General features: G+C 44.1%; 12 protein-coding genes. 2 read left to right on the top strand and 10 right to left on the bottom strand.

Annotated elements, in window-relative coordinates; genetic code table 11:
• Positions 1-108 precede the first annotated feature (108 nt).
• The 6 genes from choV to betI are packed head-to-tail and all read right to left on the bottom strand — an operon-like array spanning position 109 to position 6964.
• Complete coding sequence (gene choV / locus IX91_RS18435) at positions 109-1293, bottom strand: choline ABC transporter ATP-binding protein (protein ID WP_004747563.1); 1185 nt, start codon at positions 1291-1293, stop codon at positions 109-111.
• Positions 1294-1295: 2 nt separating this feature from the next.
• Positions 1296-2138, bottom strand: coding sequence for a choline ABC transporter permease subunit (gene choW / locus IX91_RS18430; RefSeq protein WP_004747565.1), 843 nt, complete (start codon positions 2136-2138; stop codon positions 1296-1298).
• A gap of 55 nt (positions 2139-2193) precedes the next feature.
• Positions 2194-3132, bottom strand: a complete 939-nt coding sequence (locus tag IX91_RS18425; protein WP_004747570.1) for a choline ABC transporter substrate-binding protein — start codon at positions 3130-3132, stop codon at positions 2194-2196.
• 28 nt (positions 3133-3160) lie between these two features.
• Positions 3161-4861 (bottom strand): choline dehydrogenase, encoded by a 1701-nt coding sequence (gene betA / locus IX91_RS18420; RefSeq protein ID WP_004747572.1) that lies wholly within the window; start codon positions 4859-4861, stop codon positions 3161-3163.
• Between the two features lie 24 nt (positions 4862-4885).
• Positions 4886-6346: a betaine-aldehyde dehydrogenase gene (gene betB / locus IX91_RS18415; protein WP_004747573.1), complete on the bottom strand. Its 1461-nt coding sequence runs from the start codon at positions 6344-6346 to the stop codon at positions 4886-4888.
• Positions 6347-6367: 21 nt separating this feature from the next.
• On the bottom strand, positions 6368-6964 hold the full coding sequence (gene betI / locus IX91_RS18410) for a transcriptional regulator BetI (RefSeq protein ID WP_004747575.1): 597 nt from the start codon (positions 6962-6964) through the stop codon (positions 6368-6370).
• A 534-nt stretch (positions 6965-7498) separates the two neighbouring features.
• Here betI and IX91_RS18405 point away from each other — a divergent pair.
• A complete protein-coding gene (locus IX91_RS18405) occupies positions 7499-10759 on the top strand; it encodes a response regulator (RefSeq protein WP_004747578.1) in 3261 nt (1086 codons plus the stop codon).
• A complete protein-coding gene (locus IX91_RS18400) occupies positions 10756-11472 on the top strand; it encodes a response regulator (RefSeq protein ID WP_004747579.1) in 717 nt (238 codons plus the stop codon). Before IX91_RS18405 ends, IX91_RS18400 begins: the two co-directional genes overlap by 4 nt.
• On the opposite strand, the gene IX91_RS18395 is transcribed toward IX91_RS18400, so the two are convergent.
• The 4 genes from IX91_RS18395 to IX91_RS18380 all read right to left on the bottom strand — a co-directional run bounded on the left by IX91_RS18395 (position 11469) and on the right by IX91_RS18380 (position 16576).
• Positions 11469-11882, bottom strand: coding sequence for a GFA family protein (locus tag IX91_RS18395; RefSeq protein ID WP_004747582.1), 414 nt, complete (start codon positions 11880-11882; stop codon positions 11469-11471). The two genes, IX91_RS18400 and IX91_RS18395, sit on opposite strands and share 4 nt — an antisense overlap.
• Before the next feature lie 142 nt (positions 11883-12024).
• Positions 12025-13317 (bottom strand): lysine N(6)-hydroxylase/L-ornithine N(5)-oxygenase family protein, encoded by a 1293-nt coding sequence (locus IX91_RS18390; protein ID WP_004747584.1) that lies wholly within the window; start codon positions 13315-13317, stop codon positions 12025-12027.
• Positions 13318-13377: 60 nt separating this feature from the next.
• Positions 13378-14346, bottom strand: a complete 969-nt coding sequence (locus IX91_RS18385; RefSeq protein WP_004747586.1) for a GNAT family N-acetyltransferase — start codon at positions 14344-14346, stop codon at positions 13378-13380.
• Positions 14336-16576: a TonB-dependent siderophore receptor gene (locus IX91_RS18380; RefSeq protein ID WP_004747587.1), complete on the bottom strand. Its 2241-nt coding sequence runs from the start codon at positions 16574-16576 to the stop codon at positions 14336-14338. Before IX91_RS18380 ends, IX91_RS18385 begins: the two co-directional genes overlap by 11 nt.
• Between the last annotated feature and the right edge of the window lie 18 nt (positions 16577-16594).

Genomic DNA, 16594 nt, shown 5'->3' with positions numbered 1-16594 from the left:
GGTTTTCGTTATTCCCAAAGAGTACTAAGAGTGAGATTAAGGCAGAGTTGAGTGTAGATTAAGATTTGTTAATGAAAAATGCCCAACCTGACAGGCTGGGCATTTTGGTTAAGCGACCTGCTTGGTTTTGAAGTTACCAAGCAAAGCATCATAGAGCTCATTGTCCGTGAGGACTCCGACAAGTTCATCTTCCTCGACCAACAAAATAGGTTGATTGCTACGCTGTTTGAGCTCAATCGCCTCGCGCATTCCTATTTCAGGGCTAGCTTGAACCACCATAGAACTGTTGATGTCTTCTATCTCCAGAGAATCGTCACTCCAATCCACCAGCGTTTTGTTCGAATCAACCAAACTCAAACCCTGGGGAAGTTGCTCAACCCAAAGCTCGTCTGATGAACAAATCTCCCATTGATCATTTCGTCTTGCTAACTCTTCACGTGACTGCATCAATGAACGACCTTTAAGCACATTAAGAGGATTAGTATGAGCGACAAAGTCTTTAACGTAATCGGTTTCCGGTGCAAGGATGATTTGCTCAGGCTTCCCATGTTGAATGAGCTTGCCTGATTCCATAATCGCGATGTTGTTTCCTATCTTAAGTGCCTCGTCCAAATCGTGACTGACAAATAAGATTGTTTTGTTCAGCTTACTTTGCAGTTGAATGAGTTCGTCTTGTAGCTGAGCACGAATCAACGGGTCGAGTGCCGAAAAAGGTTCATCCATCAGCAGGATATCGGTGTCCATTGCAAAGGCTCTTGCTAACCCTACCCTCTGTTGCATGCCACCCGATAACTCATGGGGATATTTGCTTTCCCACTCTGCTAGTCCGACCATTTCTAGCTGCGAACGCGCTTTTTCTCGTCGTTCTTTTTTACTCATACCCTGCATTTCTAAACCAAACGCAACGTTGTCTAGCACAGTCAACCAAGGCATCAAGGCAAATTTCTGAAACACCATAGAGACGCGGTGGGTACGTAAATGACGCAATGTTTCTTCGCCGCAATTGGCTAAATCAACGACCTGCTGACCATCTTTAATCTCTAGCGAACCACGGCTGATTTCATTCAAGCCATTCACTGCACGTAATAAACTCGATTTCCCCGACCCTGACAAGCCCATTAGCACACAAATTTCACCTTCTTGAATTGAAAGGGAAACGTTATCAACGCCGACTACTTGTCCTGTTTGATCAATGATTTCTTGGCGAGATAAACCTTGGTCTAGAAGGGTTAACGCCTGCTGTTGTTTATCACCAAACACCACATCCAAATTTTTAATAGTGATTGCATCCATGACTATGCCTCTTTTTGATTAGGTGTCTTGCACAAACGATCGAGAATGATCGCCACGAGTACGATGGCTAATCCAGCTTCAAATCCTTGTGAAATGTTGACCGTGTTCAGTGCTCGAACCACTGGTTTACCTAAGCCATCGGCACCGACTAAAGCAGCAATGACCACCATGGAGAGTGACAACATAATGCACTGAGTTACGCCCGCCATAATGCTCGGCATCGCTGCAGGCAGTTCCACTTTAAACAAAAGTTTCATTCGACTTGCACCAAAGGCTTTCCCAGCTTCGATAAGCTCTTCTGGAACTTTGGTAATCCCGAGATAAGTCAAACGGATAGGCGCTGCGATGGCAAAGATTATTGTCGAAATCAACCCGGGTACAATGCCAAGACCGAACAAAACTAGCGTGGGAATTAAGTAGACAAACGTCGGTACAGTTTGCATTAAGTCAAGCACTGGACGGAGCAAGGTATACAACCATGGACGATGCGCTGCCATTATGCCGATTGGAACACCAATTAATACGGAAATCGTTGTCGCTGCAAAAACAAGAACAAAGGTTTCCAGCATTTCTTGCCAATAGCCAAGATTAAGAATAGTCAGCAGAGCGCCTATAACAAATAGCACTAACGGGATACTACGATGCAAGTACCAAGCAATGGCTGCCGTTAACACAATCGGGAACGCAGGCGGCATCCATTTAAAAATATCGACAACAAAAAGAATAACGGTTTCAAGAAAGATAGAGATTGCGTCGAAGAACCCTGCCGCATTCAGCGTCAGCCAATCTACGCCCGTTTCCATCCACTCACCCACAGGGATTTTGTTGTTTGTAATAAAATTCACGATATAACCTTTATTATTTGGTGAGGCAGCAGCACTGCTACCTCACCATTTTTTATTATGCGTTTGACTTAATGTAGCTGTTAACGGCTGTTGCAGCGTCATCGCCACTCAAGGTTTTAACGCCTTCTAGCCATGCTTCAACTTGCTGTGGGTTTTGTTTCAACCACTGCTGCGCTGCCTTGGAAGGTTTTACGTTTTGGTTAAGAATAGCTTCCATCAGCTCGTTCTCCATCTCCAAACTAAACGTTAGGTTTTTCAGCATTTGACCTACGTTTTTACATTCAGAAAGGTAGTTAGCGCGTACGTTGGTGTAGACGTTCGCCCCACCATAGTTCGGACCAAAGAAGTCGTCGCCACCATCAAGGTAAGCCATCTCAATGTTGCTGTTCATTGGGTGCGGCGCCCAACCTAAATATACAATCCATTGATTTCGGCGCACTGCACGTGCAACCTGAGAAACCATTCCCGCTTCACTCGACTCAACAAGACTAAAGTCTTTAAGGCCAAAGGCATCGCTATCAATCATTGACTGAATCAGTCGGTTACCGTCATTACCTGGCTCTATTCCGTAGATTTTGTCTCTAAACTTATCGGCATGTGTTGCGAGATCAGCAAAGCTTTTCACCCCTGCGTCGTAAACATACTTAGGTACTGCCAAGGTGTATTTCGCACCTTCAAGATTGGCGCGAACCGTTTCGACACTGCCTGCCTCACGGTATTTAGCGATATCTCCCTCCATTGTTGGCATCCAGTTGCCAAGGAAGATATCGATATCACCGTTCGCCATTGACGAGTATGTCACTGGCACAGACAGCAAATCGGTTTTCGTTTTGTAGCCCATCCCTTTCAGAAGCTCAGAGGTTACTGCTGTCGTTGCAGTAATGTCCGTCCAACCAACATCGGCAAAACGTACAGTTTCACATTGATTGGCATACGCGTTGGCGGCAAGCGCACTCAACGCTAGGGAGGTAAATGTTTTTGTCATCATAGACATAATGTGTTCCTTGTAATGATTACTGACTTTATTGAGCTGATTCCACAGCTCTTTTAGGTTTATTAATTCTCTGTTTGTGCTCCCACTCTGGGGCTAACCACACAGGCAAGTTGACTGATTCAAGTAGCGGTTTGGCTAAGATCATGTCTGCTGCACGCTCAGCAACCATGATGGTCGGAGCGTTCAAGTTGCCATTTGGGATGGTTGGGAATATTGATGAATCGACCACTCGCAACCCTTCAATACCGCGAACTCGACACTCTTCATCGAGTACGGCTAGCGGGTCATCATCGGCGCCCATTTTACAGCTACAAGATGGATGGTAAGCGCTCTCGACGTTTTGCTTGACCCATTCATCAATCGCCTCATCGCTAGTAACGTCGAGTCCCGGCTGAATCTCATCTCCACGGTAAGCATCCATTGAAGGTTGCTGCAGGATCTCTCTTGTCAAACGAATGCAATCACGCCAGTCCTGACGATCTTGTTCCGTCGAGATGTAGTTAAACTCAATGTTAGGCTTATCACTCGGGTTTGAAGAAATGATTTCGACTGAGCCGCGACTTTCAGGCTTGTTTGGCCCGACATGAACTTGGAATCCATGCCCATCAAACGCCGCTTGACCATCGTAACGCATTGCCGCAGGTAAAAAGTGGTACTGAATATTTGGCCACTTAAGACCTTTGCGTGAGCGAATGAAAGCGCAGGACTCAAAATGGTTTGTCGCCCCCAACCCTTTACGTGTCAGGATCCATTCCGTTCCAATTTTCGCTTTGCTCATTAAGCCTAATTTACTATTAAGCGTGATCGGTTGATTACAGTGATACTGGAAGTAAACTTCTAAATGGTCTTGAAGGTTTTGCCCAACCCCGGGTAAATCAAGTTCGACTTGTACACCCGCCTTATCCAACACCGATTTAGGGCCGATTCCAGACAATTGCAAAAGCTGAGGAGAACCGATAGAACCCGCACTTGAGATCACTTCTTTTTGTGCCAACGTCTGAATAATCTTTCCAGACTTTTCATATTCAACGCCAATTGCTTTGCCTTGTTGGATAATCACTTTGCGAGCGACAACACCTTTTACTAACGTAAGGTTTGTTCGCTTTAGTGCGCGCCTTAGGTAAGCGTTAGACGTGGATGCACGTACCCCTTTATCCACCGTCATGTGCATGGCACCAAAACCTTCTTGCTGGTAGCCATTGTAGTCCTGCGTTACCGGGTAACCAGCATCTTTACCTGCATCAATAAATGCTTGATAAAGAGGATTAAGCTGCATGTCATTACCAGCACAAGTCCCTAGAGGCCCTTCGTTACCTCGATACTCATCACCACCGCCTGTCCATGACTCTGCACGCTTGAAATAAGGTAAACATGACTGGTAGTTCCAGCCCTTAGCACCATTCTGCTCCCATTCATCAAAGTCACAGGCATGGCCACGGACATAGACCATTCCATTAATTGACGAGCTACCACCTAACACCTTGCCTCGCGGGCAATGTAGTTTACGGCCATCCAAACCAGACTCTTGCTGCGTTTCAAACTGCCAAGCGTATTTCTCTGTATTCATTGGGTAAGACAAGGCAGTAGGCATCTGGATAAAGATACTCTTGTCGGTACCACCCGCTTCAAGCAGCAATACTCTGTGTTCGCCGCTCTCACTCAGCCTGTCAGCCAGTACACAACCCGCTGAGCCCGCTCCTACGATGATGTAATCGTAATCTTGCTTCATTGTGAATCTCCGTATTCCCGCAAGTTACTCGTAAGGGCTTTCGTAGCCACCAAGCTCAATCAAGACACTTTTCGTCTGCGTGTAATGACGCAGTGTCTCTGGGCCATTTTCACGCCCAATACCAGAGTGCTTATAACCGCCTACTGGCATTTCCGCAGGCGAATCACCCCAAGTGTTGACCCAACAAATACCCGCTTGAAGCTGATGAATCACTCTATGTGCGCGTGAGAGATTTTGCGTAAATACCCCAGCGGCTAGTCCATAGTCCGTGTTGTTCGCTCTTTGAATCACTTCAGACTCTTGGCTAAATTTCAGAACAGACATGACAGGGCCAAAAATCTCGCCTTTAACGTGTTCCATGTCATCATCACAATCAATAAACACGGTTGGTGCAACAAAGTTACCCTTGTCTAGTCCATTTTCTTTAACCTGATAACCACCGGTGAGAAGTGTTGCCTTGCTTGCTTTAGCGCTTTCGATGGCACTAAGTACTTTGCTCAGATGCTCACGTGATATTAATGCCCCAATCTGAGTCTCCATCTCCATTGGGTTACCGACGATAAGCTTTTCAGTTCGCGTTTTGAGCTGTGCGACAAATTCATCATGCAGGGATTCATGGACAAAGACTCGAGTGCCATGCGTACAAACTTCACCTTGGGTATAGAAGTTCGCCACCATGGCCGCAGCTACCGCATCATCAAGCTTGGCGTCATCAAACACGATCATTGGAGACTTGCCACCCAACTCCATGGTGACCTGCTTTAAAGTCTTTGCACTGTCTGCCATGACCAGCTTGCCCGTGCCTGACTCTCCCGTAAATGACACCTTGGCGATATCAGGATGAGCCGTCAGCATCTGTCCTACTCTGTGATCCCCTTGCAGAACATTAAACACGCCATCCGGTAGACCCGCTTCTGTGAATATTTCAGCAAGCTTAAGAGCCGATAGCGGCGTTTCCTCGGAAGGCTTAAAAATCATCGCATTACCCGCAGCCAATGCTGGTGCTGATTTCCACATTGCAATTTGAATCGGGTAATTCCACGCCCCAATCCCGGCACAAATACCTAAAGGTTCGCGACGCGTATAAAAAAACTGTGTTCCACTTAAGGGTTGCTGTTCGCCTTGCATAGCTGGTGCTAAACCTGCGAAATATTCGATAACGTCTGCACCCGTTTCAATGTCTACTGCGATAGCTTCTTGTAAAGGCTTACCTGTATCAGCAACCTCGAGAGCGGCAAGCTCATCGTTGCGTTCACGTAATAGTGCAACTGCTTTCAACAAGATACGGCTGCGCTCTGTTGGTGACATCGCAGACCAAACTTTAAAACCACTTTTAGCAGCATCTATTGCCAGCGCAAGATCTTGTTCACTTGCTTGTCCGACTTTCGCTAAAGGCTCTCCATTGGCTGGATTGTACGTAGTAAAGGCCTCGTTAGAGGTTGCATGGCAAGCTTTGCCATCGATGAATAGTGATTTCATTTCCATGTGAAGATCTGACTTTTATGATTATTTTTGAGAGTAGAAAGTGAGCTGTTTATCTAGGTAATCATTGATGATTAATCTTGCTTTCTCGGCATCAATACCCTGCGGATTGAGCGTCCCACGCAACCAGATACCATCAATCAGAGCAGCGATACCATGAGCAATGATCTCTGCCTGATCCTTTTCGAACAAATTCTTTAATTCTATTTTTAGGTGGGACAGCAAACGTTTTTCATTGACCCTTTGAAGACGTTTCAGCTCAGGGTCATGGACTGAGTAAGACCAGAAAGCCAACCAAGTTTTAGCAACTTTGTTTTCAGCTTGATAACCGACAAAATTGCCATCAATGATGGCGTTAATACGTTGTTGATGAGCTTCTTTTGGCAGCTGGTTGAGCTTTTGCGTTACAGTGGATGAAAGCTGACGCAAAATCTCGCGCATCGTTTCTTCAAGCAATCCGTGCTTACCGCCAAAGTAATGATTAATGATTCCAGATGAGACGCCAGCCTCTTTGCTGATCAGAGAAATACTTGCCGATTGTAATCCTACACGATCGATCACTGCCATCGTTGCTTGTACAAGCTGAGGCTTACGAATATCAGGCATACCAACCTTCGGCATTTCATTGCTCCTTTTTTTAATTGAACGATCAATTAAATATAAAATGCCTGATTTTTCATTTGTACTCAAATGGTTTTTTTGTAAACTGTGCTATTCAAGTTGAAAACTTGAGCAATAACACTACGAACTCAAATTGAAACAGAATCCAACTAACTCAAGCTACAGACCTATCCAATTCATGTTAAAAACCAAATTTAATTATTAATAATCAACATCTTATAACTAGCCCATTTCCAAGCATTAACATCACTCCACAGGAAAATACACGAAGCTAGCACGTAAAATCTACCTCTCGAAAGTTCGGTAGTGACATTTTATTTCGAGCACTAAACATTTAATCAAATATCAAAAATCACAATGTATATCTGAGTTCAATCGAACAGAAAAATACATCAACAATCGCTGTGCGAAATCACCAAGATCGCCGCTTAATTCCGTTTGCTCAAGCGCTTATCGCAAACTATATTATGAAATAGTACACATAACAATTATGAGTCAATGGATTGAAAAAGTAACAAGACCAAGGTTGGCACCATGAAGAATCCTTTTTCCTCTATCCTTTCTAAAAAGGACAGACACGGCCCTCCTGCCGATGAAATAAAGAAAAGTGTGTTAGATGTTCTGCCAGAAGGCATCTTCATATGTGACGGCGTCCGAGGCTCTCATTCCATCTTTTATGCCAACCCTGCTTTTGGGCAACTGTATGGATGTAAAAACTCTACCGTAGTAGGTCAAAGTCTGAGTCAGTTTTTCTCTCCGATCCTTTCTAGCGCTGACCTAGATAAACTTCAAACGGCTGCAGATGCTAGAACATGTTCAAACTTTGTCGTTCGACCTGGTAATGCCAGTATGTGGGTAAAAGTCGATATCCAACCTATGTTCAGGGAGGATGGTTCTCTCAATTATTTGGTGATTACCAATACCAATATTTCTGAAATACAAAAAGCCAAAGCAGCGTTAAGAAACAGCAATCGACAATTAAAAGAGATGGTTGCACAACAAAACAAACGTATTAACGAACACGAACTGCAAATTGGCGTTATTTTCGAGCAAGCGGTTGACGCAATGATCTTGCTTAACGAGAGCAACCAAGTACTTGATGCCAATGACTCTGCATTATCACTTTTTTGCCACCAAAGAACCGACATTTTAGGTTTAGATATAAGTTCACTACTCGGTGAGCTAAAGCCTTCGCACCTCGAACAGCAGCTTAAACAAGTTCCAATGTTCCAAGAGGTATCGCTCAACCAAATTTTTTATGTTCATCGTGAAAATGAAGTACTTTCTCTGTCAGCTGCTACTCGCTATATCTCGATTAAAAACTGTAAGTACATTCTCATCACCCTTCACGACAGAAGTTCAGAACACGATGCTAAATTGGAACTTAAGCGCAGTGAATCCGAACTAGAAAGTGTGGTTCGAAATTTAAACTTGGCTACACAAGCCGGAGGTATCGGGATATGGAGCTGGGATTTCGAAAGTAACGAAGTAACCTGGGACGCTCGAATGTACGATATTTATGGCGTTGACTCACAGTCATGTGAAAATAACTACGCTATGTGGCAAGAAAGAGTCCACCCTGAAGACGTTGATTTCGCCGAGCAAGCTCTGCTTTCTGCACGCGAAAACTTGAGTCAGTTCAATGCTGAATTTCGGATTCTACTACCAAGTGGTGATATACGCTGGGTCAAGGCAGCTGCTGATGTTGTTTTCGCTGCTGACAACAATACCCCTATTGGCATGGGTGGTGTAAATATTGATATAACCAAAGAGAAAAAAGCTCAGGCTTCTCTGCAGCAAGAAAGCGAAATTGCTCAAGCTGCAAACGAAGCCAAATCCATGTTTCTGGCCAATATGAGTCATGAGATCAGAACGCCAATGAATGGCGTTGTTGGTATGCTGAGCCTACTGAGTGAAGGCGAACTTGATTCCGAACAGAGAGCTATGGTTTCCACCATTAAAGACTCGGCATTGACCCTACTTCATATCATTAATGACATTCTAGACTTTTCCAAAATTGAAGCCGGACAAATGAGGCTAGAGAGTGCGCCTGTCGAACTGCAGAACCTATTAGAACGCTCGCTTGATGTTCTCTATCTTCAAGCAAACAACAAAGGGATCGATATGTACTTAACCTACGATCCTAATTTACCCAAAGTGATAATGAGTGATAGTGTCCGAATTAGCCAAATCATGCTCAATTTGGTCGGTAACGCGGTGAAATTTACCGATAGTACGAGTGAGGTAAAAGGTAAAGTATGGGTTTCTGCTTCTTTGGGTTCAAATGGTATCGCTCCTTGCATTGACCTCATGGTGGAGGACAACGGTATTGGTATGACGGAGGAGCAACAAGAAAACCTGTTTAAAGCCTTCACGCAAGCCGATACCAGCACTACACGCCTCTACGGCGGGACAGGATTGGGGCTTTCTATTACTCATTCACTTCTAGACCTTATGGGTGGCAGCATAAACGTTGAAAGTCAGTTTGGTGTCAGTAGCCGATTCACTCTAGAGTTACCATTTATAGAAGTGGAATCGCCGCCGGAAGATCTTATTCCACAATACATCAATGGCACCCGGGTGTTGCTAGTCTCTAACGAACAAGACGTGATTACTTTCTGCGACATCAACCTATCTAACTATGACTGCAAGGTACATTTCGTCCCTACTGTTCAACGCGCAATTACTGTCCTAAATCACGCTGAAAAGACCGAGATAGAAATCGATGTTGTGATCTTCGGTCCCGACATTTATCACAACTATACTGAAGGTAAGCTGTCTTCTTTTGAACAAGAGCAACTCGATAAGAATAAACTTATTCTATTTACTTCCGACGCTGGTGCAAAAACTGGCTTTTTGAAAACCAACACGTACATTATGAACTGTAGCCCGTTTAAACCTAGCGAGCTCACTACAGCGATTTCAGTTATAAAGGGGCATCTAAGCCCAGACATCACTCATATAGAAAACACAACCGATGCTTTGATTATTGACGAACCTCGAGAAGAGTTGATTCTCGTGGTCGACGATCAGCCAACCAATCGAGATGTGCTAAAGCGTCAACTCTCCCATTTAGGTTACCAATGCGAAATCGCCACGCAAGGTCAAGAAGCATTGCATATGTGGCAATCCGGAAACTTTGACTTAATTCTTACTGACTGCCATATGCCCGTGATGGATGGCTATGAACTTACTAGCCAAATTCGCCAGATGGAGCGTGATGACAAGGACCTAGGCCATATCCCAATCATTGCCATTACGGCTAATGCAATGAAAGAAGCCTCTGAGCAATGCATGACATGTGGTATGGATGATTACCTCACCAAACCTGTCGAACTGAAAAAACTTAATGCCTCAATTATTAAGTGGTTGACGCTGTCACCCGCACCACCCCAAGCAATTAAACCTACTAATACAAATGCAGAGGAAAGAGACTCTCCAATCTGTATGCAATCTCTCAAAGAAATACTTGGAACAACAGACTCATCGATTGTCTCACCCCTACTCGAAGGCTATTGGGAGTCCGTTGCAGAAGATCTTACGTCAGCAGAGAACGCCCTATTGGAGCAAGACGAACTTAACCTTCAGCAAATCGCACATGCGGCGAAGGGTGCAGCCCGCTCAGCAGGTGCACAAAACTTAGCTGAGACCTTTGAGAAAATACAAAACATCGCACCACAAAAAGATTGGAACGCCCTCTCTAATACGTTATTGGAAAGCAAAACAGAAGCAGAGAAGTTAAGGGTCTACCTTATCGAACAATCGATCATAGAAAGTACGGAAGCTTCGTTATGACTCAATTTATCCCTCGCGACTACACGATACTCATTGTTGAAGACCATAAGTTCTCACGCAAAGCCCTGATCAATATGCTTGTCCGAGCAGGATATGAGAACTTACTCAGTGCCCAAGATGGTGAAGAAGCACTGGCAAAGTTAGACAAGCACCATGTAGACCTGATCATTACCGACATTAACATGCCCAAAGTGAATGGATTGGAGTTGGTTAAAACAGTACGTGAAGGAGAATCTGGCGCGTCTGAATTGACTAGCATAATTGCTGTAACGACCCTTTCTGACACGGCGACAATAGCAAGCTGTATGACGTTAGAAGTTGACGCGTTTTTAGTGAAACCGATCACCGTTCAGAGCGCTCAAGAGCAGATAAAATCCGCTGTCTCTGAACCAAAACGCTTATATCAAAAGCACCTCTATGATAAGGCGACAACAGAGGTCAGCTTTGAGCCTTCTGAAACTGTGAGCGAAGATAACTCTCCTAAAATACGAGAAGTTTCCTCCCAAGTCATTGAAATAGGGACCCTATCTGAGCTTAAAGAAGGAATGATTGTACTCGAAAATATCTGCGTAAAAACGGGCGGCTGCTTACTTAAAGCAGGAACAAAACTTAACGCTAAGTTAATCCGTCGTTTAAATGAGCTAAGTACAATCATCGAAGTCCATTCTTTTTACGCTCGAATGGATGAAATTCAACTAGCGTATGAAGATTAAGGTTGTTTGTCGAAGGCTTTTATACCGTCAGGCAACTGATACCAATCTTGTTTCTCGCTCACCCAAACATGTACCGTTGGTTCAAAAACATCATGATTGCTCGGTGTACTGGCTTTTAGTTTAAGCTTAAGTGTTGACTGATCGTCAGGGTTGAAATGATAGACTCTGTTGCCACATTCAGGGCAAAATTTGGCGTAGTTTTTGTTACCACTCTCAGCCAGACGCTGCCACTCTTTTAGTTCACCATCAAATTCAATATCTTCAGTACCTACCACCGCAGTAACACTGAATGGAGCCGTGGAAAGTTTTTGACATTCTATACAGTGACACGCAACGACCATCTTAGGTGGTTGGTTTAATTTGTATGAGACCTGACCACACTGGCAAGATCCTTCTACTAAATAGCTCATTTGCTTCTCCTTTGCACTGATTTCAACTCATCACACATAACGAGGAATAGTTAAAATAGCAAAGTGAGGTGGCGGTGGGAAAGGATTATAAAAAACAAACTTGTCGCAGATATAGAACCTGCGACAAGTTCACTAGGCAACACTAGGCTTTTACAGGCTCTTTTGTTGACTCAAGATTTGAGTAAAGTGAATCTACGATCTCTTTCGATCGCACTGCAAGCACAGATAACAAGGTATCACTTAGTCCATGTGAAGATTCGCAACAACCTTGAAGGAACACGTTAACCTTACATGAATCCTGCATCGGTAAACGGTAGTGGCGTTCAACCTGTTTATCAGACATCAAAGGTTCGAGCTTATCTAGCATCTGATTAAACTGGTCGTAACGATACCCGGTAGCAAGGACAACAGCGTCATAGTCGTGCCAATTCTGCTCAGTGTGAATCCTGTCATTATATCGAAGTGAAATCTTGCCTTCCTTTTGACCAACTTCTTGAATGTCATGACAACGTAAATGCTGATGCTTTCCTTCACCTGTGACTTTCTGCAGGTATAAACGCTCATAAATTGCACTGAGCTCTTCCGTGTCGACCACTGAGTAGTTCGTACCATTGAAACGAGACAGAATTGTCTTACGTTCTTCATCCGAGCTTGAATAAACATGGTCAGTAAACTCTGGGTCGAAGATCTCATTTACAAATGCACTATCATCAGCAGGGTGTAGAGCAAAGTTACGGTTAACCAAGTGTACTTCGCCATCTTCATAACGATTTGTTAGGTCGACGAAAATCTCCGCTGCACTTTGCCCCGCACCCACGACCGCAATCTTAGGTGTTTCGGTACCTGCATTAAACTGCTCGCGCCACACTTTATATTTAGAAGAGTGAATGACTTTTTCATCATCTAAACCGTTGAACAGCTCCGGCAATTTAGGCATACCGCCCATTCCAATCAGAAGGTTTTTTGCGATACGCACCGTTTGGTTGCCATCAATATCTGTCGAAACGACGCGAACCTTAGTAATTTCTCCATCTACTTCAATCGGTTCGATATCAATCACACGTTGACCATAAGTAACGACAGAATCAAACTGATTCGCAACCCAGGTTAGATAATCATTGAATTCAACACGAGACGGATGAAGAGAGCCTAAGTTAATAAAAGAGCTCAAACGATCGTGGGAATGAAGATAGTTAACAAACGAATATGGGCTGGTAGGATTACGCAAAGTAACTAGATCTTTAAGACACGAGATTTGCATTCGAGTACCGTCTAGTAGCATTCCGCCATGCCATTCAAAGTGAGATTTTTGCTCTAAGAAACAATAACTCAACTCTTGATGCTGAGCAGTTTCTTCTAACGCAATGGCAATTGACAGGTTAGCAGGGCCAAAACCCACACCTAACACATCATATTCCTTAATCTGGTCTGTCATTTTTTAACCTCTTAATTTTGTTGAGCTCTTTGGCCCTTTAATTCCGAGATACCCAAAACATTAATAGCAATCGCTAAAAAAGGTATCTCTCAACTGACACATTAACGCTGCCCTCTTATGAGGGAAGTCGAATTCTTTTAACTTGGCGAAGCCATACTGTTTGAGATAACCAATCATTTTGGCGTTATCCGCTCTTGGCTCGCTGATAATTTTTTCTGTCCTTGGATCTGACAGGTAAAGGAAATGGCATACAGAAGGAAGCCAAGCTGCTACCTTGTGGCTGCCTCGGTGATTCTCCTCTCCAACAAGCATATGAATGCCACGATCGTAATCACCAGCGGCATAATAAGGCGCAATACGATCTTCTTTCGTCCAGTAGGCTTCGATATAGGCAAATGGCTCGTTGTTCAAACAAACAATCAGTAGTTGATTCTTATCATTCAAGACTTGATCTTCTAGATAAGATTTATGCTCTTCTAGGGTGCCTGTTTGCTCCCAGAAAGCTGCAACTCGCTGACTGTTCTGCCATTTTGAAAACAGCTCCGCATGTTCTTCAACATTAAGACCAACGAGAGAAAGCGTTTGCTCTAACTCTGGAATATAACGACGGTATAGCTCTCCTTTTTGTGGTCTTGGACGCAAAGGGTGATAACCATTACTTGCCAGAATTTGCTTGTGAGGCATTAATCGACGTTGCTGTTGCAACCAAAACTCTGGCAATTGAAGCAAGCTCTCTCGCCAAACAAGTTTTATCCCTTCAGCGCTAACTTGAACGATGTCTTCTAAAGCACTCGCAGGATTTTCGTTAAGCTCGATACAGCGAATATCTTTGCGCTGTTCCAACAGTAGCACCAAAGCTCTAACATACTCTGAATCTGTTAATGTATTCTCACTAACTCTCCAGTATCCGCCGCTCTCTTTGCTAACCGTTATTCTACCTTCACCAAGATCGATGCAGCATTTATCCCCTTGCTGCTGAACACTCTGCCCAATGGGCAGAGTGTTTAGGGCATGACTGTTACCAGTCATAGCTCAAGCTCGCAATAACGTTGCGGCGGTCACCGTAGTAACACCAGTAATTGCTTGTACATGTTGCGATGTACTCTTTATCAAAGATGTTCTTCGCAGCGACTTGGAACTTGTAGTCTTGGAAACGGTAACTCACCGTCGCGTCATACAATGTGTAAGCTGACACCTTCTGGGTATTATCGTTACCAGCATACGTATCGCCTGTATAACGCACACCACCACCAACACTTAGACCGTTAAGCACACCATCAAAGAACTGGTATTTAGCCCACGCTGAAGCTAGCGTATCTGCCACTTGCTGAGGCGTTTTACCTACAAGCGACTTGTCTTTGTCATCTTTGATTTCTGAATCAAGGTGAGTGATGTTACCAATAAGAGTTAGAGATTGCGTTACATTAGCAACTGCTTCAAGTTCAATACCTCGGTTGCGGATTTCGCCCACTTGTTTGATATCTGAACCGTCAACTTGTACCACGTCAGTCTTAGCGGCATCATAAACAGACAGATTAAAGTAACCATCGAAGCTTCTAGGCTGATACTTCAAACCAATTTCAAACGATTCCCCGCGCTCTGGCTTCGCTGGTTGATTGGTTACTGAACGGATTTGTGGCTCAAAAGATTGCGCGTAGTTAGCATAAGGCGTAAAACCATTGCTCATGACATACACCACACCCGCACTTGAAGTCCATTCTTGGTAATCAGCTTCATACGCTGTACCTGTTGTCTGGTTGCGTTGCTCATTAGATGTATCATCGTAACGCACACCAGCTTGTACTACCCAATCATTGATACGCATTTGATCTTGTAGATAGAAGCCAACTTGGCGGTTTTTAGTGATGGTGGTCTCTAAGTCAGCATCCGTTAAAGGCTGAAGTGTCTTTGGATTCAGCAATACAACGTTATTTGTATACGTAGGATTAAACATATTAAATGTTGGATCCGCAGTACCTAAAGCTGTTGTACCATTTCCATCGGCTACGGTTGGATCTGCCGCATAGTCTTGGCCATCAATCTTAATCTGTTGATAATCAATGCCAGTTAATAACGTATGCTTTACAGGGCCAGTGCGGAATTTATAAACAAGGCGGTTGTCAATATTAAACGCATCTGAATGACCTTTTTCAGTCGTTGCATTTCTGACAATCGTCTCTCGTGAACCTGTAGGGTCTAACACTTGTCCTAGATTAACAGGACCTATCTGCGTTTGAATGGTCGGTGCATCAGCAGCGTACATAGAGAAGTACATCTGACGCAAATCGATATCCATGCGGCTGTAACGTGTCGATTGACCAAAGCTTAAAGAGTCATTGAATTGATGTTCAAACTCGTAGCCCACTGAGAGTTGTTCACGCTCAAATTTTTCCCAACCCGGATTACCGATAGCTAAATTATCAGGAATTTGACCATTTTTATTTGGCGTCAACGTGCCCTCTACTGGCAAGAATTGTAAGTAAGGATCTGAGTCATCTTTCTGATAGCTAGTTAGGAAAGTAATGTTCGTACTGTCGCTAATATTCCACGCTAAAGAAGGGGCAATTAAAATGCGCTCTGCGTCAACATTATCGACTTTCGTACCATTCTTACGGCCCATTGCCACTAAACGGAATGCGACATCTTCGTTGATCTCTCGGTTTACATCTACGCTAATCTGCTTTCTGTCAAACGATCCGTACTCTAGGGCCACCTGACCTGAGCCGCCGTCAAACTGCGGTCGTTTACTTACAGTATTGATTAAACCACCAGGAGGATTCTGTCCATACAGGACCGATGCAGGGCCACGAAGAATCTCTACGCGCTCTAGACCAAACGGGTCAATTTGCCAGCTGTAAAAACCAGCTGAATAAAGACGCGTCCCATCTTGGTAAAGCCCCGATCCCGCTTGCGCGAAACCACGAACAACAAACCAATCTTGCTTGTTGTCATCACCGTAATGGTTAGTTTGAATACCTGGAGTGTACTGAAGTGCATCCGAGATACTGATAGAGGCTCGGTCATCCATTTGCTCTCGTGTAACAACAGAAACTGCACGAGGTGTTTCATGAATAGCCAAATCTGTTTTGGTCGCTGTGCGACTCTTTTGTCCTAGATAACTGAAGTCTGGTCCAACTGAACTCTCGTGCTGCTGACCTACTACCACTACTGTTTCATCTTCTGCTGCATTAACTACACCAGTAGACAAGGCAAATGTTACTGCCAAACACGCTGGGCTCAGCATAAACTGCCGATTCATATGTTTCTCCTTAACTCT

It is taken from the genome of Vibrio tubiashii ATCC 19109 (genome assembly GCF_000772105.1).
GTDB lineage: Bacteria > Pseudomonadota > Gammaproteobacteria > Enterobacterales > Vibrionaceae > Vibrio > Vibrio tubiashii.
This window is presented reverse-complemented; position numbering and strand designations above follow the sequence as displayed.

Coding starts and splice junctions, on each gene's coding strand:
- IX91_RS18405 (WP_004747578.1), top strand. CDS start 7,499: ATGAAGAATCCTTTTTCCTCTATCCTTTCTAAAAAGGACAGACACGGC.
- IX91_RS18425 (WP_004747570.1), bottom strand. CDS start 3,132: ATGTCTATGATGACAAAAACATTTACCTCCCTAGCGTTGAGTGCGCTT.
- IX91_RS18395 (WP_004747582.1), bottom strand. CDS start 11,882: ATGAGCTATTTAGTAGAAGGATCTTGCCAGTGTGGTCAGGTCTCATAC.
- IX91_RS18400 (WP_004747579.1), top strand. CDS start 10,756: ATGACTCAATTTATCCCTCGCGACTACACGATACTCATTGTTGAAGAC.
- IX91_RS18385 (WP_004747586.1), bottom strand. CDS start 14,346: ATGACTGGTAACAGTCATGCCCTAAACACTCTGCCCATTGGGCAGAGT.
- IX91_RS18390 (WP_004747584.1), bottom strand. CDS start 13,317: ATGACAGACCAGATTAAGGAATATGATGTGTTAGGTGTGGGTTTTGGC.
- betB (WP_004747573.1), bottom strand. CDS start 6,346: ATGGAAATGAAATCACTATTCATCGATGGCAAAGCTTGCCATGCAACC.
- choV (WP_004747563.1), bottom strand. CDS start 1,293: ATGGATGCAATCACTATTAAAAATTTGGATGTGGTGTTTGGTGATAAA.
- IX91_RS18380 (WP_004747587.1), bottom strand. CDS start 16,576: ATGAATCGGCAGTTTATGCTGAGCCCAGCGTGTTTGGCAGTAACATTT.
- betI (WP_004747575.1), bottom strand. CDS start 6,964: ATGCCGAAGGTTGGTATGCCTGATATTCGTAAGCCTCAGCTTGTACAA.
- betA (WP_004747572.1), bottom strand. CDS start 4,861: ATGAAGCAAGATTACGATTACATCATCGTAGGAGCGGGCTCAGCGGGT.